General features: G+C 65.2%; 15 protein-coding genes and 1 pseudogene. 2 read left to right on the top strand and 14 right to left on the bottom strand.

Annotated elements, in window-relative coordinates:
• Window positions 1-3 precede the first annotated feature (3 nt).
• From IVA80_RS33305 to IVA80_RS33280, 6 genes are all read right to left on the bottom strand, one after another.
• A complete protein-coding gene (locus IVA80_RS33305; RefSeq protein ID WP_247439269.1) occupies window positions 4-975 on the bottom strand; it encodes an oligopeptide/dipeptide ABC transporter ATP-binding protein in 972 nt (323 codons plus the stop codon).
• Window positions 972-1,964 (bottom strand): ABC transporter ATP-binding protein, encoded by a 993-nt coding sequence (locus IVA80_RS33300; RefSeq protein ID WP_247439267.1) that lies wholly within the window; start codon window positions 1,962-1,964, stop codon window positions 972-974. Before IVA80_RS33300 ends, IVA80_RS33305 begins: the two co-directional genes overlap by 4 nt.
• The gene (locus tag IVA80_RS33295) at window positions 1,961-2,833 is read right to left on the bottom strand and encodes an ABC transporter permease (protein ID WP_247439265.1); all 873 of its coding nucleotides are present in this window, start codon (window positions 2,831-2,833) and stop codon (window positions 1,961-1,963) included. Before IVA80_RS33295 ends, IVA80_RS33300 begins: the two co-directional genes overlap by 4 nt.
• Window positions 2,820-3,770 (bottom strand): ABC transporter permease, encoded by a 951-nt coding sequence (locus IVA80_RS33290; RefSeq protein ID WP_247439263.1) that lies wholly within the window; start codon window positions 3,768-3,770, stop codon window positions 2,820-2,822. The genes IVA80_RS33295 and IVA80_RS33290 overlap by 14 nt, the downstream gene beginning before the upstream one ends.
• A 7-nt stretch (window positions 3,771-3,777) precedes the next feature.
• Window positions 3,778-5,322: an ABC transporter substrate-binding protein gene (locus IVA80_RS33285; protein ID WP_247439261.1), complete on the bottom strand. Its 1,545-nt coding sequence runs from the start codon at window positions 5,320-5,322 to the stop codon at window positions 3,778-3,780.
• A gap of 132 nt (window positions 5,323-5,454) precedes the next feature.
• On the bottom strand, window positions 5,455-6,651 hold the full coding sequence (locus IVA80_RS33280; protein ID WP_247439258.1) for a CoA transferase: 1,197 nt from the start codon (window positions 6,649-6,651) through the stop codon (window positions 5,455-5,457).
• 146 nt (window positions 6,652-6,797) lie between these two features.
• Between IVA80_RS33280 and glgA the strand changes: the two genes are divergently transcribed.
• On the top strand, window positions 6,798-8,255 hold the full coding sequence (gene glgA, locus IVA80_RS33275) for a glycogen synthase GlgA (protein WP_256467562.1): 1,458 nt from the start codon (window positions 6,798-6,800) through the stop codon (window positions 8,253-8,255).
• Between the two features lie 120 nt (window positions 8,256-8,375).
• Here the strand turns inward: glgA and IVA80_RS33270 are convergent, their stop codons facing one another.
• From IVA80_RS33270 to IVA80_RS33250, 5 genes are all read right to left on the bottom strand, one after another.
• A complete protein-coding gene (locus IVA80_RS33270) occupies window positions 8,376-9,323 on the bottom strand; it encodes an oxygenase MpaB family protein (RefSeq protein ID WP_247439358.1) in 948 nt (315 codons plus the stop codon).
• Between the two features lie 164 nt (window positions 9,324-9,487).
• Window positions 9,488-10,774, bottom strand: coding sequence for an MFS transporter (locus IVA80_RS33265; RefSeq protein ID WP_247439254.1), 1,287 nt, complete (start codon window positions 10,772-10,774; stop codon window positions 9,488-9,490).
• A 23-nt stretch (window positions 10,775-10,797) separates the two neighbouring features.
• Window positions 10,798-11,322 (bottom strand): PRC-barrel domain-containing protein, encoded by a 525-nt coding sequence (locus IVA80_RS33260; protein WP_247439252.1) that lies wholly within the window; start codon window positions 11,320-11,322, stop codon window positions 10,798-10,800.
• 22 nt (window positions 11,323-11,344) lie between these two features.
• The gene (locus IVA80_RS33255) at window positions 11,345-13,549 is read right to left on the bottom strand and encodes an amylo-alpha-1,6-glucosidase (RefSeq protein ID WP_247439251.1); all 2,205 of its coding nucleotides are present in this window, start codon (window positions 13,547-13,549) and stop codon (window positions 11,345-11,347) included.
• A gap of 58 nt (window positions 13,550-13,607) precedes the next feature.
• Window positions 13,608-15,371: an ABC transporter ATP-binding protein gene (locus tag IVA80_RS33250; RefSeq protein ID WP_247439250.1), complete on the bottom strand. Its 1,764-nt coding sequence runs from the start codon at window positions 15,369-15,371 to the stop codon at window positions 13,608-13,610.
• Window positions 15,372-15,647: 276 nt separating this feature from the next.
• Here IVA80_RS33250 and IVA80_RS33245 point away from each other — a divergent pair, with 276 nt between their 5' ends.
• A complete protein-coding gene (locus IVA80_RS33245) occupies window positions 15,648-16,718 on the top strand; it encodes a glycosyltransferase family 4 protein (protein ID WP_247439249.1) in 1,071 nt (356 codons plus the stop codon).
• Between the two features lie 141 nt (window positions 16,719-16,859).
• On the opposite strand, the gene IVA80_RS33240 is transcribed toward IVA80_RS33245, so the two are convergent.
• The 3 genes and pseudogenes from IVA80_RS33240 to IVA80_RS38795 all read right to left on the bottom strand — a co-directional run.
• A complete protein-coding gene (locus tag IVA80_RS33240) occupies window positions 16,860-18,788 on the bottom strand; it encodes an alkyl sulfatase dimerization domain-containing protein (RefSeq protein ID WP_247439248.1) in 1,929 nt (642 codons plus the stop codon).
• 120 nt (window positions 18,789-18,908) lie between these two features.
• Window positions 18,909-20,189 carry a TRAP transporter large permease subunit gene (locus tag IVA80_RS38800; protein ID WP_247439357.1) on the bottom strand — a complete coding sequence of 427 codons (1,281 nt, stop codon included), beginning with the start codon at window positions 20,187-20,189 and terminating at the stop codon, window positions 18,909-18,911.
• A gap of 267 nt (window positions 20,190-20,456) precedes the next feature.
• Window positions 20,457-20,687: pseudogene (locus IVA80_RS38795) on the bottom strand (TRAP transporter small permease); the annotation flags it as partial.
• Window positions 20,688-20,989: the final 302 nt, after the last annotated feature.

Here is a 20,989-nt window from a genome sequence, read left to right as displayed (position 1 = left end):
AGTTCAGGCCAGCGGATGGTGGCAAGCCGCGAACTGGCCGGGCGCCACCTCGCGCAGCTCCGGTATCTCCGCGCTGCATCGCTGATCGGCCCGCGGGCAGCGGGTGCGGAAGCGGCAGCCGGACGGCGGCGCAATCGGCGATGGCGGCTCGCCAATTGCCACACCCTCGACGGGACGGACATCCGGATCAGGGACCGGGATCGCCTGCAACAGCAGGTCCGTATAGGGATGCGCGGGTTTTGCGAACAATTGCTCTGATGGGCCGACCTCGCAGAGCCGGCCGAGATACATCACCGCGACGCGGTCGCTGACTGCCTTCACCACGGCAAGATCATGGGCGATGAACAGCAGCGTCAGGCCGAAGCGTGCTTTCATCTCCTCGAGCAGATTGAGGATCTGCGCGCGGATCGAGACGTCGAGCGCCGAGACCGGCTCGTCGCAGACGATGAATTCGGGATTGAGCACCAGCGACCGCGCGATGCAGATGCGCTGGCACTGGCCGCCGGAGAATTCGTGCGGCAGACGGCCCGCCACGATGTCAGGGTCGAGCCCGACTGCGCCGAGCACCTCGTGGACGCGGCGCTTGCGCTCGGTGGCATCCTTGACGCCGGCGATGATGAGCGGCTCGGCCACGATGTCGCCGATGCGCCGGCGCGGATTGAGCGAGGCGATCGGATCCTGGAAAATGAGCTGCACGCGGCGGCGCATCCTGCGCAGCGCCTCGCCCTCCATCGCGGTGAGATCCTCGCCGTCGAACAGCACGCGGCCGGATTTGGCGCGACGCAATTGCAGGACCGCGCGCCCCAGCGTCGACTTGCCGCAGCCGGATTCGCCGACCAGTCCGAGCGTCTCGCCGCGCGCGACCTGGAAGCTGACACCGGAGACCGCGTGGACCGTCCTGTTGCCGAGACCATATTCGACAACGAGATTGTCGACGTCCAGAAGCGGCTCATCGTGCACGGCAAGCTGCATCATGCGCCAATCCCCTCCGCCATCTGGATCGGATGGAAGCAGGCATAGAGATGTCCCGGCATCTCCGCGCCTTTCAATTCGGGCTTGGCCTCGCGACAGCGCTCGGCGGCATAGCGGCAACGCGGCGCGAAGGAACAGCCCTTCAGCGGCCGCGTCGGATCGGGCGGACGGCCGGAGATGGCGGGCAGCGGCGTATGCGGCGCGGTGTCCAGCTTCGGGATCGCCGCCAGCAGCGCCTCAGTGTAGGGCATGTGCATGCGCTTGAACAACGCCTGCGTCGGCGCGCGCTCGACCACCCTGCCCGCATACATCACCGCGACCTCGTCGGCGCGGCCGGCGACCACACCGAGATCGTGGGTAATGATGATCATCGCCATATGGCGGCGGCGCTGCTCGCGCGCGAGCAGATCGAGGATCTGCGCCTGGATGGTCACGTCGAGCGCCGTGGTCGGCTCGTCGGCGATCAGGAGTTTCGGTTCGCAGGACAGCGCGATCGCGATCGCGATACGCTGGCGCATGCCGCCGGAACATTGATGTGGATATTGCGCGAGCCGCTGCTCCGGCGCCGGAATGCCGACGGCGGCGAGCAGCTCGATGCTGCGCTTCCGCGCCGACGGCGCGTCGAGCTCCAGATGCTCCTGGATCGTCTCCATCAGCTGGGTGCCGATGGTGAGCACCGGATTGAGCGAGGTCATGGGATCCTGGAACACGACCGCAAGGTCGCGTCCGCGCAGACGCCGCAGGCTTTCCGGCTTGAGCCGGACCAGATCATGGCCGTCGAACATCACGCGTCCGGTCAGCTTCGCCTGCCTCGGCAGCAGCTGAAGCACCGCGCGCGACAGCATGGTCTTGCCGCAGCCGGATTCGCCGACGATGCCGAGCGTGCGGCCCGCCTCCAGCGACAGATCGACATGATCGACGGCGCGCAAGTTTCCGCGCGGGGTCGGCAGCTCGACCGCGACGTTCTCGATGGTCAGAAGCGGCGGGCTCACAGCGCCCCCTGACGCGGGTCGGTCAGCGCCCGCAAGGTGTCGCCGACGAGGTTGAAGGCCAGCACGGTCAGGAACAGCCCCGCCGCCGGCAGGAAGGCGAGCCGCGGCGCGACGTCGAGACTGTCGCGCCCTTCGCCGATCATGCTGCCCCAGCTCGCCATCGGCGGCGGCACACCGAGCCCGAGGAAGGACAGCGCCCCCTCGACCACGATGGTGACGGCGACGCCGAGCAGGAAGAAGGCCAGCAGCGGCAGGATGACGTTCGGCAGCAGCTCGCGCAGCAGGATGCGTGCATGGGAAGCGCCAAGCGCCTCGGCCGCGATCACGAATTCACGCCGCGCCAGCGTCAGTGTCGCCGCGCGCGCCACGCGCATGAAGGCGGGAATGCCGAGTACACCGAGGATCAAGGTGAGATTGGGAATGGACTGGCCGAGATAGGCGGTCACCGCGAGGGCGAAGATCAGCGGCGGAAAGGCCAGCAGCACGTCCATGCTGCCGACCACCAGCGTCTCGAACCGGCCGCGGAAATAGCCGGCGAGCAGGCCAAGCGCGCCGCCGAGCGCAAGGCCGATCATCGGCGCGATCAGCCCCACCGTCAGCGAGACGCGCGCGCCAAAGACCAGGCGGGCGAATTCGTCGCGGCCGAGCCCGTCGGTGCCGAGCCAATGCTCGCTGGAGAAGGCGGCGCGGCGCTCCAGCATGTCCATGTCGGTCGGGTTCTGGAGCGGCAGCACCGGCGCGAGGATCGCGAGGGCTAGGATGATCGCGAGCCAGGCGCTCGCGAGCCAGAACAAGAGGCCTAGCTTGCGCCTGCGGCGAACAGGCTCCGACGCCGCCTCGTCCCGAATTGACAGCTCAAGCGTGGCCATGGCGGATCCTGGGATCGAGCACGGCATAGAGCATGTCGACGATGAAGTTCACGATGACGAAGCCCGCGGCGACCAGCAGCACCACGCCCTGGAGAATGACGAGATCGCGGGTGTAGATCGCGCCGACCAGGAGCCGGCCGATGCCCGGCAGCGCGAAGATCGATTCCACGATCAGCGTGCCGCCGAGCAGGCGGCCGATATTGATGCCTGTCACCGTCACCAGCGTCAGCGACGACGGCTTGAGCGCATGCACGAACAGGATGCGCGAAGGTTTAAGACCCTTGGCTTTGGCGAGCGCGATATAGTCCTCCTGCAAGGTCGCGATCATGTCGGAGCGCAGCACCCGCATGATGCCCGGCCATTCCGCCAGCGCCAGCGTCAGTGCCGGCAGCACGAAGAAGCGCAAATTGGCGAGCGGCGCCTCGGTGAACGGTACATAGCCCGTCGCCGGCAACCAGTGCAGCTCGACCGCGAACAGGTAGATCAAGAGGATCGCGGTCAGGAAGGACGGCATCGACAGCATGGCGAAGGCACTGCCGGTCATGAAGCGGTCGAACGCGCCGCCGGCGCGCGCGGCGCAGGCGATCGCCAGCGGCACGCCGATCAGGAGCCCAATGAATTCGGCCATCAGCATCAGCTCGAGCGAAACCGGAATGCGCTCGGCGACCGCCTGCAACACCGTCTGCCCGGTGCGGAACGAGCGGCCGAGATCGCCTTGCAGGACGTGACCGAGCCAGCTCAGATAACGCCACCACAGCGGCTGGTCGAGCCCCATGTCACGGCGCAGCGCCGCGACATTCTCAGGCGTCGCCTGATCGCCGAGGATGACATAGGCAAGATCGCCCGGCAGCAGCGAAGCGATCAGGAAGGTGAGCAGCGAAACGGCGAGCAATACCGGCAGGATGGCAAGAAGCCGCCGCACGACGAAATTCAGCATCGCGCGTTCATTCCAGCCAGGTGGTCGAGACGTCGATCACGCCGTTGTAGATCTTTGGAAAGCCCTTCAGCCTGGCGCTCGACAGCGCGTAATAGGTGTTCTGGAAGGTCCAGAACCAGATTGCTTCCTTGTTGATCAGGCGGCTGATCGCGCAATAGTCCTCGATACGCGCGGCGGGGTCGGCGGTGATGCGGGAGTGGTCGAGCAGCCGGTCGAGCTCCGGATCGGCGAAGTTGGCCAGCGCCAGCGGGCTGCCGCTGCGGAAGTTTGCATACATCTGCGGATCGGGATCGGCGAGGTCGACGATGCGCCAGGGCACGAGCTGGAACTGACGCATGAAGGCGCGCGGCGGAATGGTGGCCTGGTCGACCTGCTCGATCTCCATATTGGCGCCGGCGCGCTTCCAGAATTGTTGGAGCACCTGGCCGATCATGCGGCCGCGGGGCGTGGCGGTCACCAGCATCTTGAACTCGACCGGCTTGCCATAGTCCTTGATCAGGGCCTTGGCCTTCTCGACGTCGAACGGCAACGCGCCGTCGTCCTTGCATTTGACCCAGGAGCCCTCGCCGTAGGGATTGGTCGCGGGCCGGCTCAGGCCGTTGCTGATCGCCTGCGACATTTTTGGACGGTCGATCGCCATCGCCAGCGCCTGCCGCACGCGGACGTCGTCGAACGGCGCCAGCTTGGTATTGAAGGCGTAGACCTGCGCGCCCGAGCCCTTGTAGGTGTGCACGGTCAGCTTGGAGTCCTTCTGCGCCTTCATGATGTTGTCGGCGTCGTTCTCGTCGTCCCATATGATGTCGGCCTCGCCCGATTGCAGCGAGGCAAAACGCGATTGCGCGTCGGGCAGCGGCTTCAGGATGATGCGGTCGAGATAGGGACGGCCCTTGTTCCAGTAGTCCGGGTTCTTCTCCAGGACCATGCGGTCGCCCGCGGTCCATGATTTCAGGATGTAGGGACCCGTGCCGACGGGATTGCGATTGTAGTCGTCGCCTTTGGTCTTCCAGGCCGTCGGCGAATGCACGACGTTGTTCTGGCTCTGGATGCTGATCACTGCCGGGAGATTCACGGCAGGATCGGTGAGATTGTAGACGACGGTGTATTCGTCGGGCGCCAGCACCTCCTTGACGTTGGTGATGTAGAAGGCGCAGCGGCACTTGTTGGCGGGGTCCTTCTGGCGGTCGAAATTCTCCTTGAAGGCCTGCGCGTTGAACGGCGTGCCGTCGTGGAATTTCACGCCCTGGCGCAGCTTGAAGGTCCAGCTCTTGTAGTCGTCGGAATGGGTCCAGGACACCGCGAGCTTTGGTGCGGCCTCGCCCTTGTCGTCGAGCGTGGTGAGCGTGTCGAAGATCGCGGCCGCTGCGGTGAAGGTCGAGGTGTCGTAGACGCCGACCTTGAGCGGATCGAAGCCCGTAATCTCCAGCTCCTGACCGACGGTAATGCTACCGCCCGGCTTCTGCGCCCGTGCGGGCTCAGCCGACGGAAGAAGGGCAAATGCCGCAGCGAGGAAAATCGGCACACAATTGCGCGCCGCGGCAGCAATGTTCGTCATGGTTCCTCCCGGGATCCCTCGTCCGATGTTTCGGATCGTTGAATGACCGGGGGCGAGATTGGCGACAAATGCTCGCCACGGCAAGAGGAACGCACGAGAGATCAAATGCCGCACGCGCGCGGCGCAATGCGCTCAGCGCGTCGCGACTGTTTTGCCTGACGGAATTGGCGCCTCACTGGCGAGGCCGACCTCGTTGCGGAGCGCATCCGTATGCTCGCCGAGCACGGCCATCGTTTTGGCGGGCTTGGTGTCGGCACCCGACATCCGGAACGGCAAATTGAGCACCTGGAATGATCCGCCTTCATCCTCCACAGACGAGAGCGCCTGCCGGTGTGCGAGCTGCGGATCGGCCAGCGCTTCTGACACGGTGCGATAGGCCGACGCCGGCACTCCGGCTGCGGTGAGCTCAGCAAGACATGCCTCAGTCGGGAGTTGCCGCGACCACGCCTCGACACCGTCCATCACGTCCGCCCAGTTCTCGCGGCGCGCGGCATAGGTTGAGAACCGAATATCGGAGATCCATTCGGGGCGGCCGATGACGCCCATCAGTCCCTGAAACGTCTTCTCGCTGGCGACTGTAATCATGACGTAGCCGTCGGCCGTCTCGGTCGGGCCGAACATCGGGCGCGGCGGCGGCTTCACCGCAAATTGCGAGCTCTGCAACTCGATCAGCGTCAAGCTCAGCATCGACTCCAGCATGGAGACGTCAACGTGCTGGCCGAGGCCGGTCACGGTGCGCTGATAGAGCGCAGACGCAATCGCGCCGAAGCCGTAGGTGCCGGTGACGACGTCGGCATGGTAGATGCCGCAATAATCGGGACGGTTACGGCCGGGCTGGTAGGCGAGATGCGCCATGTCGTAGCCGGAGGCCGCATGGATCACCGGCGCGTAGGCGGGCAGCTCGGCCGAGGGGCCGCTCTGGCCGTAGCCCGAGATCGAGCAATAGATCAGCTTCGGGTTGACCGGCCGCAGGTTGTCGTAGTCGAGCCGCAGGCGGCGCATCACGCCGGGGCGAAAGTTCTCGACCAGGATATCGGCAGTCGCCGCCAGCCGGCGCACAGCCTCCTTGCCGTCCTCGGACTTGAGGTCGAGCACGACGCTTTTCTTGCCGACGTTGAGCTGGCCGAACACGGTGCTGCACCCCTTGCGCAGCGGCGGCCGGGTCCGCATCGTCTCGCCACCATCGGTCTCGACCTTGATGACCTCGGCGCCCATGTCGGCGAGCATCCGCGCACAGTGGGGACCGGCGATGGTGGTCGAAAAATCCACGACCCTGAGGCCGGCGAAGGCCTTGGTCGTCGTCCCCTCATGCTTATCTGTTAGCTGCATGCCTGCTTACGTCCTTGGGTCTCTCAGGAACGATCGAAGTTCTCTGTTGTTGGTGCGCCGACCCTAGTGGGCGGCGGCTGAGTAGGAAAGCCTTTACCGAACGGGGAATTGCCGGCTTGGGAATTCCAGGGCAACTGGACCCGTTCTTGCATAAAAGCAAACGGGCTAGGGCAGAGGGGCAGCTGTTCTTGAGGGTCTTATTCGTTACGACAGAGATGGACGACTTCGTCCGCGTCGGCGGACTTGGAGCCGTTTCCGCCGCCCTTCCCCGAGCCCTTCGCGCCTTCGCCGATATCCGGGTCATGTTGCCCGGCTATCGCGACATCATCGAACAACTCACGCATATTCAGATCGTTGGCCGCTGCCCGGCATTTGCAGAGATGCCGGCCTGCTCGCTCGGCCGGGCTGCGACCAAGGACGGGCTGCCGGTCTATGTGCTGTTGTGCTCACAGCTCTACGACCGGCCCGGCAATCCCTACGGCGACGAGTTCGGACGCGACTGGCCGGATAACGACATTCGCTTTGCGCGCTTGGCCTCGGCAGCCGCTGAGCTGGCCATGGGCAAGCTGGACAAGAATTGGGCAGCAGACCTGATCCATGCCAATGACTGGCAGGCCTCGCTCGTACCGGCCTATCTCGCCTGGCGCGGGGCCAAGCTGCCGTCGATCCTGACCATCCACAACCTCGCCTATCAGGGTCTCTTCCCGAAGGACTCGCTGCGGCGGATCGGCGTACCCGAGAGCTCCTTCCATATCGACGGCGTCGAATTCTACGACCAGCTCTCGTTCCTCAAGGCCGGGCTGGTCTATGCCTCGCACCTCACCACCGTCAGTGGCACCTATGCACGCGAGATCACGACGGAGGAATTTGGCTGCGGTCTCGAAGGCCTGCTTCGTGTCCGCTCCGACGCGGCCGAGCTCACGGGCATCCTCAACGGCATCGACGAGAGCTGGGACCCACGCTCCTGCGCCCAGCTTGCCCAGCAATTCGGCGCCGGCGACTGGGTCGGCAAGAAGGCCAATGCGGATTACGTGCGCAAGCAGTTCGGGCTCGCGGTGTCGCGCGGCCCGATGTTCGGCATCGTCGCGCGCCTCGTGCACCAGAAGGGCATCGACCTCGTGCTGTCGGCGGCGGACGAGATCGTCGATGCCGGCGGGCAGATCGTGGTCACCGGCTCCGGCGAGCCCGCGCTCGAGCAGGCCCTGATCGACGCGCATCGCCGCCGTCCCGACGCGATCGGGGTGGTGATCGGCTTCAACGACGCCCAGGCGCGGCGCATCTTCGCGGGCAGCGATTTCACCCTGATGCCGTCGCGTTTCGAGCCGTGCGGGCTGAGCCAGATGTATGCCCAGCGCTTCGGCTCGCTGCCGATCGGACACCAGACCGGCGGGCTTGCCGAGACCATCACCGACGGCGAGACCGGCTTTTTGTTCTCGCAGCCCTCGCGGGCGTCCTTTCTCGGCGGCGTCCGCCGCGCGTTCTCGACCTTCATGGCGCAGGACCAGCTCGACTCCATGCGCCGCAGCGCCATGGGACGGTCGTTCTCCTGGAGCATCTCGGCCGGCAGCTACAGCGCGCTGTACCGGAAGCTGGCGGCGGTGTGAGGCGGCTCTGTCATTCCGGGGCGCGCCTCTTGGCGCGAACCCGGAATCCATCGCGCCGACGGAATGCTGGGAGAAATGGATTCAGGGCTCGCGTCCGCGCGCGCCGGAACAACAGAGACTCTACTTGCCGCGCTGATTCATCTGCGAGCGGCCGATCCAGGCCCTATTGAGGCATCGGGTCATCCAGTCTGGCTGCGGCTCGCCGCGCAGCCGTGCCTGCGCTTCCTGATAGGGGCCGACATAGCGCAGCCGGTCCGGCAATTTCGGATAGACGCGCCTGATCCATTTCAGCGCGCTGTCGGCCGAGCTGGCATCGCGCTCGTCGAGCTCAAAACCGAAGCCCGCACGCAAGGGCTCCGGCAGCATCCTCGCCGTGAGCGCGCGGTACCACCGCGGTGGCCGCAACCACGGGCGCGCGCCGTCAAAAATCTGCCTTGCGATCTCGCGCGCCGCCGCGCTGACGGTCAACGTGTCCGACTGCGTCATCGCCGTGGTGTAGGCCACAAAGCCTGCCCAATCCGCCGGCAGATCGTCCCCCGTCAACCCGAACAAGGCGCCGAACATCCGGCTCTCGGTCCAATAGCGTTCGCGCTCCTCTGCCGAAAGCGGCGGCAGGACCAGGTCATGGGCCATGAGCGCGGTCTCGACCAGCGTCGAATGAACCCAGCGCAGCGACGGGATGTCATTGGCACAGTAGCGCGAGCCTGCGGCGAACGGACCGACGGCCTCGGGCATCTCGCCGACGATCATGCTATGGCGCCGGTGCAGTTGCCGGGACGAGAGCAAGGCCCGGTCAAGCGAGCCGAACACCATGGCAAAGACGATGTCGAAAGTGCGGTGGAAGCGGCCGATCGGATCGGCAAAGGTTTTCGAGTGCTCGGCGATGGCGGCCGCGACCCAAGGGTGGGCCAGTTGCAATAACAGCGCACGGCCGGCGCCGAGAAAGATAACGGCCTCCCGATCGATTTGCCAGGTTACCGAGGTCGGACCGAACACGCCCGCAAGGGGAGCCGCCGCGTGAGCGCGGACCTGATCGAGGGCAGACTCCAGATCGTTCCCGGACACCACTTGCAGGGCCTTTCGACTGCGGACGAGCACCGACGATCCGCAAAGCCTGTGGCAATTCGATGAAGCACGAGTCCCTTAGCGGTTGGCCGCAGCACGCCCGCTTTGAACATCGCACCCACTTGGCCGGCCGAACCTGTTTCGGCCGGCCGTTTTTTTTGCCGCGATCATGCCGTGCGCCGGGTCTCCGGCATCACGAAGAGAATGAGCAGGAGCCCCGTTGCGGCCACACCCGACAATCCGATGAAAGCCGTCGCATTGCCGAACTTGTCGCTGACATAGCCGCCAAGCGCTGTGCTCAGGGCCGCGCCGATGCCCGTCGCGGTCCCGACAATGCCTTGCGCCAGATTGAAATGGCCGCTGCCGAAGGCGACGTCGGCCACGATCAGCGGAATCATCACCGCGAACACCGCCGCAGTAAGGCCGTCGAACACCTGCACGAGCACCAAAAGATAGGGATCGCGGATCGTTGCGAACAGCAGGCCGCGGATCGTCAGCGCGGCGAACCCGATCAGCAGCAGCGGCCGGCGGCCCCAAAGCTGCGCCTTGCGCCCGACCGTCGGCGACAGCAGTGCCACGATCGCCTGCGGGACGACGATGCAGAAGGCAACGAGCACCGTCGCCCACTGGCTCGACCGCGCCGTCACCGCGCTCGCCATCAGCGGCATCATCGCGGCGTTTGCGAGCTGCAACAGCAGCACGCTCAGCGCGAAGACGATGAGCGGTCGTTGCCGGATCAGGTGCCAGACATTGGTGTCGCCGCGGTCTTCCGCCTCGCGCGGCATCTCGCCGTGACAGCGCGCGATGTCCACTTCCTCCTCGCGGATGCGGGACAGCGCGATCAGGGTCGGAATCGCGAGCAGGAAGGTGACGAGGAACACCGAGCGGCTCGACAGAAGATAGCCGGCCGTGCCCATCACCGCGGCGGCGACGCCGTTGCCGAGGGACGCAAAGCGCGCATTGCGGCCGAGTCGCTCACCGATCGCAAGCGGGCCGACGAGGCCGAGGCTGATCGCCGCGATCGCGGGACCCAGAACGCAGCTCGCTGCCGCATGCAGCGTTGCGGCCGTCACCACGACGGCGAAGATCGGCATCGCCGCGTAGGCGAGCGCGCAACAGCCGATGGTCGCAATCGCAAGGGCTGCGACCAACCGCTCGGATTTTGCGGCATCGATGATCGCGCCGCCCGGCATTTGCCCGATCAGCGCGACGATGCCGCCGATCGACAGCACGAAGCCGATCTCGACCTGCGTCCATTTCTGCGTCGTGAGGTAGACCGCGATGAAGGGGCCAAACCCGGTCTGCACGTCGGCGAGGAAGAAAATGAACCAGTCGAGACCGCGCAGGCTCTGGCGCGACGGCGCCGGTATGCCGGCAGGCGATGACGCAGCAAATTTGTCGTGTTCGACGCGGCTATCGCGATCTGCGTGGTTCGGCTTCCTCGACAACAGCACCGGCCGCCATCCCTCCCTGCCGCTCACTGAACTGCTTGCAGCGGCTGCAGGCTGCCGGACGCGCCGAGCACGACCATCGGCGTGTCTTCCTTGTATTCTGGCGCGGCGGCGACCTGCGCCTTGGTCAATTCCAGCGTGATGCTGTCCTTCTTGTTGGCAATCTTGCCGAACCGCATCGCGTTCCAGTCCACCACGATCTTGCGGCTGCCGACGCCGAGGAAGCCGCCGAAATCGATCACGGCGGCGCGCACATGGCCGGTGCGGTCGACGATGATGTCGACGATGCGGCCCATGTCCTCGTCCGCGGCGCTGCGCACGTCACGGCCGAGCACGCCATGGGCGTCGCTTGCACCGATGATGGTCACGGACGGCGGCGGCGCGGCGTTCTTCGGCGTAATGGGCACGGTGGAGGCCGGCGGCTGCACTGTTGCCGGCGCATTTGCTTCGCTTGGGGCGGCCGCGGGCTGCTCCTCCGCGGCACGCGATACGGCAACCGTCAGGCCTGCGACGATCGCCACGCTCCTGACCAACCATCCGGCGGAACGCATGTACCCTCCTCCCGGCGCGCGCCTAGCGCGCCAGCACGATTGAGACCTGGATCTGGCCGCGCGTGCGCAACACTTCCAGCGCCACGTCGTCGCCGTGACGGCTGACGCGCAGATCCACGCTCGACTCGCCCAGGCGCAGATCGCGCAGGATCACCTCGTTCAGGAACGTCGGCAGATGCGGATTGCGCAGGCGAATCTCGCCGCGCGCCACATCGAACTCGATGCCGAGCGCTGCCTCCAGCAGCGTGAACGGCGTCGCGCTGGCCCAGGCCTGCGGCGCACAGGCGACCGGATAGAGCGTCGGGCCGCGCCGCTTCTCGCGCCGGAAGCCGCAGAACAATTCGGGCAGTCGCCGCAGATCCATATAGGTCCCCGCGTCGAACAAGCCCTTGAAGACATGCGCCACCGAATGCTTGAGCCCGTAGCGCGCGAGCCCGAGCGCGATCAGCGCATTGTCGTGCGGCCAGATCGATCCATTGTGATAGGACATCGGATTGTAGCGCACCTCGCCTTGCGCGACGGTACGGATGCCCCAGCCGGAGAAGAAGTACGGCCGCATCAAGTCGGCGGCGACCAGACGTGCGCGGTTCTCGCGGATCATGCCGCTGAACAGCACCTGCCCGGCATTGGATGTCCGCACCTTGCAGGGCCGCTTATTGCCGTCGAGCGCGAGCGCATAGGTGCCGAGCTCCTCGCACCAGAATGCCTTCTCGAAGCGCGCGGCCAGCGCCTTGGCCTCGGTCTCGAGCTTTTTGGCGAGATCATTCTTGCCGAGCCACAACGCGCAACGCGCGGCGCGCTGCTTGGCGGCAAAGACGTAACCCTGCACCTCGGCCAGGGCGAGATTGCCTTCCGCAAGCCGGCCATCGGCATGGAAGATCGCGTCGTAAGAGTCTTTCCAGCCCTGGTTGGCGAGACCCTTTTCCGTAGCGCGCTGGTATTCGACAAAGCCGTCCTGGTCAGGATCGCCGGGGCCGTCGATCCAGGCCAGCCCCGCTTCGATCGCCGGCCACAGCTCGGTCAAGGTTTGTTCATCGCCGGTGCGCTCGAAATAGCTTCCGGCGAGCAACACGAACAAAGCGGTCGAATCCACGCTGCCGTAATATTGCGCGAACGGCACCTCACGGAGCGCAGCCATCTCGCCGCCACGCATCTCGTGCAGAATCTTTCCGGGCGCCGCGTCGTTCAGCGGATCGGCCGCCTCTGCCTGAAAGTGCGCGAGCCGCCGCAGCACGCCCTTCGCGACCCGCGGATCGACCCACAGCATCTGGAGCGCGGTGATCAGGCCGTCGCGGCCGAACGTCGTCGAGTACCAGGGAATGCCGGCATAGGGATAACGCCCCTGCGGCGTTTCCGTCATGAGCATGTTGAGGTCGGCCATGGCCTGGCACAGCACCTCGTTAAAGATGTTATTGGAGGTCTCGATGCTGGCCGAACCCATCGTCGACTGGCGCATCTCGCGGCGATGGGCGAGCAGGCCCCTGAAAAAGCGCGCCGGCTTCTCCGCGATCGGCCGGTTGCAGGACACCGCCACGAACAGGGATTTTGACTCATGCGCGTCTAGATCGAGCTGCCAGGTTGCGGAATTCACCGACAGCCGCGTCGGGCGCGGGTCGAAATGCAGGCCGGTGGTACGCTCGGCATCGTCAAGGCCACGATAGTCGAACAGCACGTCGGTCGGCCCTAGCAACTTGCTGGTGCCGGTCCCGCGGCGCGGGCGCCGCTCGCCGCGCACCTCGAACAGATCGGCAAAATCGTTGTCGAACAGCAGCGTCAGCTCGAAGCTGGCGCGACGGTCGCCATGGTTCTGGACGCCGATGCGCTGATAGGCCGCGCCGCGCCACAGGAAGATCGTGCGCACGATGTGCAGCAGATCCTTCTGGAGCACGATGCGGCCATGGCGATAGATGTCGGGATTGGTGAGATCGACGGTCAGGGACGAATTGTCGTCACGCAAATTCGAGCCGAGCAGCAGCGGCTGAAGGTCGTCGAGCACGAGCTCCAGCCGCGCCAGATAGCGCGTGTCGCAGTTGAACAGGCCGTCCGGCCCGCCCGCGGAGGCGCCGATGTCGCCATGGCTGTCCAGCACGATGAAAGTGTCGTCGTGCTTGAGCGACCGGCGGGGCCGCGCAGCGGGCCCCGTCATCGGAATGTAGAACCCCTGCTCCGCGACGGCCTCCACCGTCTGCGATACCGAGATGATCTGTGTTACGGCTTCGGTTGCCATGAGCTGCTCCCCTGCGGCCTGTTTCGGAACGCGACCAACGCGAATGCAACTGTTGGTTTTACGCGGCGAACTTCGCGAGTCGGCTCATCTCCTGCGTAACCAGCTCGCGGTAGGGACCGTGGCCCTGCATCAGGCGGTCGGGCGCGCCGTCCTCGATGATCTTGCCATTCTTCAGCACGACCACGCGATCGAAATTGCGCAGCGTCGCCAGCCGGTGCGCAATCGCGATCACGGTGCGGCCGCGCATCAGGCGCGACAGCGCCTCGCGGATCGCCTCCTCGGATTCGCTGTCGAGCGCGGCGGTCGCTTCGTCCAGCAGCAGGATCGGCGCGTCCTTCAGGAAGGCGCGCGCAATCGCAATGCGCTGGCGCTGGCCGCCGGACATTTTCACACCGCGGTCGCCGACCATGGTGTCGAGACCTTCCGGCAGGGTTTCGACGAAATCGCAGCGCGCCGCGATCGCCGCACGCAGCACCTCGTCGTCGGTCGCGTTCGGCCGCCCGTAGCGGATGTTCTCGCGGATGGAGCGATGGAACAGGGAGATGTCCTGCGGCACCACGGAGATCGCCTCGCGCAAGCTCTGCTGCGTCACCATCGAAATATCCTGGCCGTCGATGGTCACGCTGCCTTCGTCCACGTCGTAGAAGCGCTGCAGCAGCGTGAACAAGGTCGACTTGCCACCGCCGGACTGGCCGACCAGGCCGACGCGTTGGCCGGGTTGCAGCCGCAGGCTGAACCGCTCGAAGATCTTCGCGCCGCCGGGATAGCCGAAGGTGACGTTGTTGTACGCGATCGCGGCGCCGCTCTTCATCAGCGGCTCAGCCTCGGGATGATCGCGCAATTCATGCGGCACGAGCAAGGTCGCGATCGCCTCGGTCAGGCGCGCGACATGCTGGGTGACATCGACCAGCGCCACCGCGAGATCGCGCGTCGCGTTGAGAATGGAGAGGCCGAGCGTACAGACCAGCACGACATCGCCGGTGGTCGCCTCGCCCTGCTGCCAGAGCGTGATCGCCCAGGCCATCAGTGCCACCGTCAGGACGACCGTCACGCCGGCATGCGTGAGCCGCAGCTTTTCCAGATAACGCAGGCTACGGCCACGCGCGGTCAGTTCCCGGTTCACCGTCGCGTCGAACCGCTCGTGCTCATGGCCGATGCCGCAGAAGGCGCGGACCAGCGGCATGTTGCTGATGACGTCGATCATCTCGCCGTCGACGACGGCGGCCTTGTCGGCAAAGTCGTCGTGCAGCGGCTTGCCGGCCGCGGCCAGATGAAACATCGCGATCACCATGCCGCCGGCGATCACGATCAGGCCGAGTGCCATATAAGGACTGACGGTTCCAATCAGCGCGATGGCCGCAACTGTGGCGATGCACGGCGGCAACACATTCCAGACGAACATGTTCTCGACGGTGAACACCGCGTTGGAGGTCGCGGTGATACGGCTGGTCAGCATGCCGGGCATGCGGTCCGAGAAATAGCTCGGAGCGTGTCCGGTCAGATGACGAAATATGTCACGGCGTAAATCACCCGTGACACGAACGAAGGTGAAGCTCGCGGTCCAGCTCGCGATCCGCCACAGGAAATTGTCGGCAGCAATCAGCGACATGAGCAAAATGAATGCCAGCCATACGCTGCCGCCGTGCGATGTTCCCGCGGACAGACTGTCGACCAGGGATTTGACGCCGTACTGCGTGCCCACGGAACAGGCAACGGCTGCGACGACAGCGGTGAGGATCACCAGATGCGACGCCAGCCGTCGTCGCAGATAGCGCAAGACAAAGGCAAATGGCCTGCGCGCGTAGCCAGAAAGGTGATCCATGTGACTGCAACCCCGTCGTGATGTTTTCGAATTTTTCCAATAGCCGATTGAACATCGACCGCGTCGCCTCGGTTCCCGAGCCGGGTCATCACGACATGCGGATGCGGACGATGTGAGAAGAGGAGATGGCAGCATCGCGGCCGCGCTGAAGTGTGTCGAAGAAGTAACGTTCGTTGAAGGAACTTCGCAAATGCGAGAACGTTCCCTCGACTGGCATGTCGGTGCCGAAACACGGCGGGGGCTTAACTTTCATGATCGCACAGAGGAGATGGTGAGATGCGCATCGCGCAGGTAGCTCCGTTGACGGAGGCTGTTCCACCCAAGCTGTATGGCGGCACCGAGCGGGTGGTGCACTGGTTGACGGAGGAGTTGGTCGCCCTTGGACACGACGTGACGCTGTTCGCCAGCGGCGACTCGCACACGTCGGCGAAGCTGGATGCACTCTGGCCGCGGGCGCTTCGCCTCGACGGTTCCGTGCGCGATCCCAACGCGTTGCACATGGTGCTCCTGGAGCGCGTGCGGCAGAAATGTGACGACGAGGAGTTCGACTTCCTCCACTTCCATCTCGACTACTATCCGTGGTCGCTGTTCCACCGGCAGCCGACCCCGTTCCTGACCACGCTGCACGGCCGGCTCGACCTTCCGGAGCATCAGCCGGTGTTCAACACCTTCTCCAAGATGCCGGTGATCTCGATCTCGAACGCACAGCGCAGGCCGGTGCCGCAGGCGAACTGGGTGACCACGATTCACCACGGCCTGCCGGAGAATTTGCTGACGCCGAAGCCGGCTCGCCAGGAATATCTCGCCGTGCTCGGCCGCATCGCGCCCGAAAAAGGCGTCGACCGCGCCATCAAGATCGCGACCCATTGCGGCATCCCGCTGAAGATCGCGGCCAAGGTCGACCGCGCCGACCAGGACTACTATGACGAGCTGATCCGGCCGATGATCGAGAACAATCCGCTGGTCGACTTCATCGGCGAGATCAGCGACCACGAGAAATCGGACTTCCTGAGCGGCGCGCTGGCACTGCTGTTGCCGATCGACTGGCCGGAGCCGTTCGGCCTCGTGATGATCGAAGCCATGGCCTGCGGAACGCCGGTCGTCGCCTTCAACCGCGGCTCGGTGCCCGAGATCATCGACGAGGGCCTCACCGGCTTCGTGGTCGAGGACATCATCAGCGCAGCCGGCGTCGTCAATCGCCTCGCGCAGCTGGATCGCGCGGCCATCCGCCGGCAGTTCGAGGCGCGCTTCACCGCGCGCCGGATGGCGCTGGATTATCTCGCGGCGTATCGCAGCCTGACGGAAGCGCAGGCGCCGCGGATCAAGCTGGTGAGCAGCGCGGAGTAGGCCCCCGCTCGTTGTCATGCCCCGCGAAGGCGGGGCATCCAGTACGCCGCAGCTTCTCGGTTCGATCACCGGCGTCACGGAATACTGGATCGCCCGGTCGAGCCGGACGATGACAGTGAGAACGCAGCGGCGACGGTGGCCTTACACCACCACCGCCCGCTTCGGCTCGACGATCTCGAACATGCGCGGGAATTCGTCCATCAGGCCCATCAGCTCGGCAAGCCGCATCGGGTTGCCCGTGAGCTTGACCTTGCCGGCGGCCACCGCCTCCGGAAAGCTCGTCAGCTTGGCGATGACTTCATCGAGCGTTGCGCGCGCGAGCGTGAAGCTCGCATCCGCATCTTCCGCCTGCACGCCCTCGGCATAGGTCAGCGCAGAGTTCTCCAGGTTGAGCACGAACGTCTCACCGGTATCGGTAAAACTCCAGTTCAGGACGATGTGCTTGCCTTCGGCCTTGGGACCATTGAGGCGGATGCCGAGCACGTCCCAGAGCTGCTCGGTGCGTAGCGCGGCCAGCGTCTGGCGCGGCATCGGCGGGCGCGGCGGCGTCTTCGGCATGCCCTGTCGCAGCTCCTGCGCACCGAATAGATAGGCGTTGCGCCAGGTCGCGCTCTCGGCGGCATAACCGAGCTGCTCGAGCGTATCCGCCAGCAACGCACGCGCCGCCTCGTTCTCCGGCTCTGCGAAGACGAGATGGCCGAGCGCCTGCGCGACAAAGCGGAACTCACCCTTGTCAAAATCCTTGCGTGCGCGCGCGAGAATGGCGTCGGCGCCGCCCATATACTCGACATACTTCTTGCCCGCTTCCACAGGCGGCAGCGGATCGAGATTGACCGGATTGGCGTCGTACCAGCCGAGATATTTCTGGTAGACCGCCTTCACGTTATGCCGAATATGGCCGTAATAGCCGCGGCCGTGCCAGGCGCCTTCGAGACTCTTCGGGAGCTGGATCGTCTCGGCGATCTCGGCCGCGGTCATGCCGTGGTTCATCAGGCGAATGGTCTGGTCGTGCGCGAATTTGTAGAGATCGCGCTGCTGCCGGATCATCGTGCCGATCCGCTCGCGGCCCCACACCGGCCAGTGATGCTGACCGCACATCGCCTCCGCCTTGCCGTCCCACAGCTGCAAGGCCTCGCTCAGATATTTCGACCAGGCCAGCGCGTCGCGCACGTCGGCGCCGCGGAACGGCAGCAGATTGTGAAAATTGTGCGTGCAGTTCTCGGCGAGGTTCAACAGCTTGTAGCGCGGAATGAAGAAGTGCATCTCCGCCGGCGCTTCGCTGTTCGGCGCCATCTGGAATTCGAATTCGACGCCGTCGATCACGCGCTTGTCGCCGGTCGCCATGATCAGATCGGTCGGCCGCAGCAGCGCCACTGAACCTGCCGCCATCGACTTGCCGAGGCCGCAATCGACCTGTCCGCGCACGCCCTTGGCGAGGAACGGGCCGAACTGATACTGCGCCCGGCGCAGCATCGCCGGTCCCGCAATGATGTTCTCGGAGACCGCGTGCTCCATGAACAGGTTCGGCGCGATGATCGGCACGCGGCCGGTGGCGAGCGCATCCTCCTCCAGCACGCCGCGCGCGCCGCCCCAATGGTCGGTGTGGGTATGAGTGAAGATCACGGCCGCGACCGGCCGCGCGCCACGATGCCTGAAATAGAGATCGAGCGCAGCGCGCGCGCCCTCGATCGAGGTCAGGGTGTCGACGACGATGACGCCGCTGTCGCCCTCGACCAGCGTCATGTTGGCGATATCGAGCCCGCGCACCTGGTAAACGCCGGGCACGACCTCGAACAGCCCGTGCTGCATGTTGAGCCGCGACTGCCGCCACAGGCTCGGATTGACCGTCGACGGCGCCTGCTCGGACGACAGGAAGCCGTAGGGCTCGAGGCTCCAGACCGTCCTGCCTTGCGGATTTGTGATCGTCGCGTTCTCGATCGTGCCGAGAAAGCCGCGCGCGGCATCGTCGAAATCCCGCGTGTCGGAAAACGGCAGCGCATTCAGCATCGCCGCTTGCTGCGCGATGACGGACGGCGTTGCGTCCTTCGGCTCGCTGCTGGCTTCTGTCATCTCTGGATCCTCCCGGCCTGTCGCGCGGCATCTAACCGCATCTGGCAGCCGATTGCCATTGCTGGCGAGGCTACGACTTCCCCCTCGCCCACGAGGCGAGAGGATGCGCCGTATGCGCGGCTACATGCCCAGCAGGCGAGGCAGCCACAACGACAGACCCGGCCAATAGGTTACAACCATGAGGAACGCCAGCATGGTCAAGAGCCATGGCCAGACCGCGACCGTGAGCTCGGTGATACCCATCTTGGCGATGCCTGAGGCGACGTAGAGATTGAGGCCGACCGGCGGATGGCACAGCCCGACCTCCATGTTGACCGTCATCAGGATGCCGAAATGGATCGGATCGATGCCCAGCTTGATCGCGACCGGAAACAGGATCGGCGCCATGATCAGGATGATCGAGGACGGCTCCATCACGTTGCCCGCCAGCAGCAGCAGCAGATTGACGACGAGGAGGAAGCCGATCCAGCCGAGACCCTGGTCGATCATCCATTGCGCGAGCGCTTGCGGCACGTTCTCGTAAGTCATCAGGAACGAGAACAAGACGGCGTTGGTGATGATGTAGAGCAGCATCGCCGAAAGATTCGCCGATGACAGCAGCACCCGCGGCACGTCTCTCAGCTTGAGGTCCTTGTAGATGAACACCGCGACGATGAAAGCGTAGACCGCACTGACCGCGGCAGCTTCGGTAGGCGTGAACAGGCCGCTGTAGATGCCGCCGATCACGATCACGATCAGCAGGATTCCCCAGATCGATTTGCGGAACGCATCGAGGCGCTGCATGAAAGTCGCCTTCGGCATCCGCGGGTAATCATTGCGCCAAGCGCGATAGAAGGTCGTGGCGCCGAGCAGCGTGGCCAGCACGAGCCCCGGCACGATCCCGGCGATGAACAGCTTGCCGACAGAGCTGTTGGTGGAGACGGCAAAAAGCACCATCGGAATCGAGGGTGGGATGAGAATTCCGAGCGAGCCGGAGGTCGTGATCACGCCTGCGCCGAACCGCTTCGGGAATCCCTGTGCGATCATGGCGGGCAGGATTACCGAGCCGATCGCCACCACGGTCGCCGGCGACGAGCCGGAAATCGCGGCGAACAGCGCGCAGGCGACCACGCCCGAAAGCGCGAGACCGCCGTACCAATGGCCGACCAGCGCGGTTGCGAAGGCGATCATCCGGCGCGCCACGCCGCCGTGGGTCAGGAAGTTGCCGGCGAGGATGAAGAACGGGATCGCCATGATCTCGAAGCTCTCGATGCCGGTGAACAGTTTCAGCGCCACCGATTCGGTTCGCACGTCGGTCAGCGTGAACATGAAGCTGAGCACGGTCAGACCCAGTGCGATCGAGATCGGCATGCCCGTGAGCATCAACGACAGCAGGAGGGCGAAGACCACGGCGACGCGCAGTCCCTGCGGCAGCGTGATGACGTGCGCCGCATGGGCGAAGCACAGGACGACGATCAGGACCGGCAACAACATCAGGACCCAGCCGAGCGGGCTGCGCTCGTCGCGGGCGACCTGGCTGCGCGTGACCGGGGCTGGATGGATCGGGTCTGCCTCGACGCCCTCGACTCCGGCCATGTCGTGATGCGGCAGCTCGCCGGTGCGATAGAACGACCAGGCGACTTGCAGGAAGCGGAAGCACATCAGCCCGGAGCCGAGCGGGATCGTGAGATACACCAACCACATCGGCGCTTCGAGATCGTTGGATTGCTGGCCGGTCTGCCACATCTGGCCGACGAACGCGGCCCCGAAATAGCCCACGATGGCGGTGAAAAGGGCGCCGCACATCAGGCCGAAAGTGATGACGCGGCGGCGCGATCCTCCGGGCAGGACATTGACCAGCACGTCGACGCCGACATGGATGCCGGTGCGTACGCCGTAGGCCGCACCGAACTTCGCCATCCAGATGAACATGTAGATGCAGAGTTCCTGCGCCCAGGACAGGTCGACGGCAGCAAGCCAGACGAATGTCGCTCGCGCGGGCACGGCGAGGAAGGCCAGGTTGCGCGCCTCCGCCCATTTGGCAATATCGATCGACAGCCCCGCCCCGTAACGGTGCAGCACGGCAACGAAGATGAGCGATGTCGCAGCCGCGATCATCGTCGCGATCAGCCATTCTTCGAGATGATTGAGCACACGATTCAGTACACGCAGCAACTTGGTCCCCCAGCTTGGCTCATCATTCAAGAGCAACGGCCGGGAGT

The organism is Bradyrhizobium sp. 139 (genome assembly GCF_023074175.1).
Taxonomy (GTDB): Bacteria; Pseudomonadota; Alphaproteobacteria; order Rhizobiales; family Xanthobacteraceae; genus Bradyrhizobium.
Note: the sequence above shows the minus strand (reverse complement) of the source record. Positions and strands in the feature narration are given on the sequence as shown.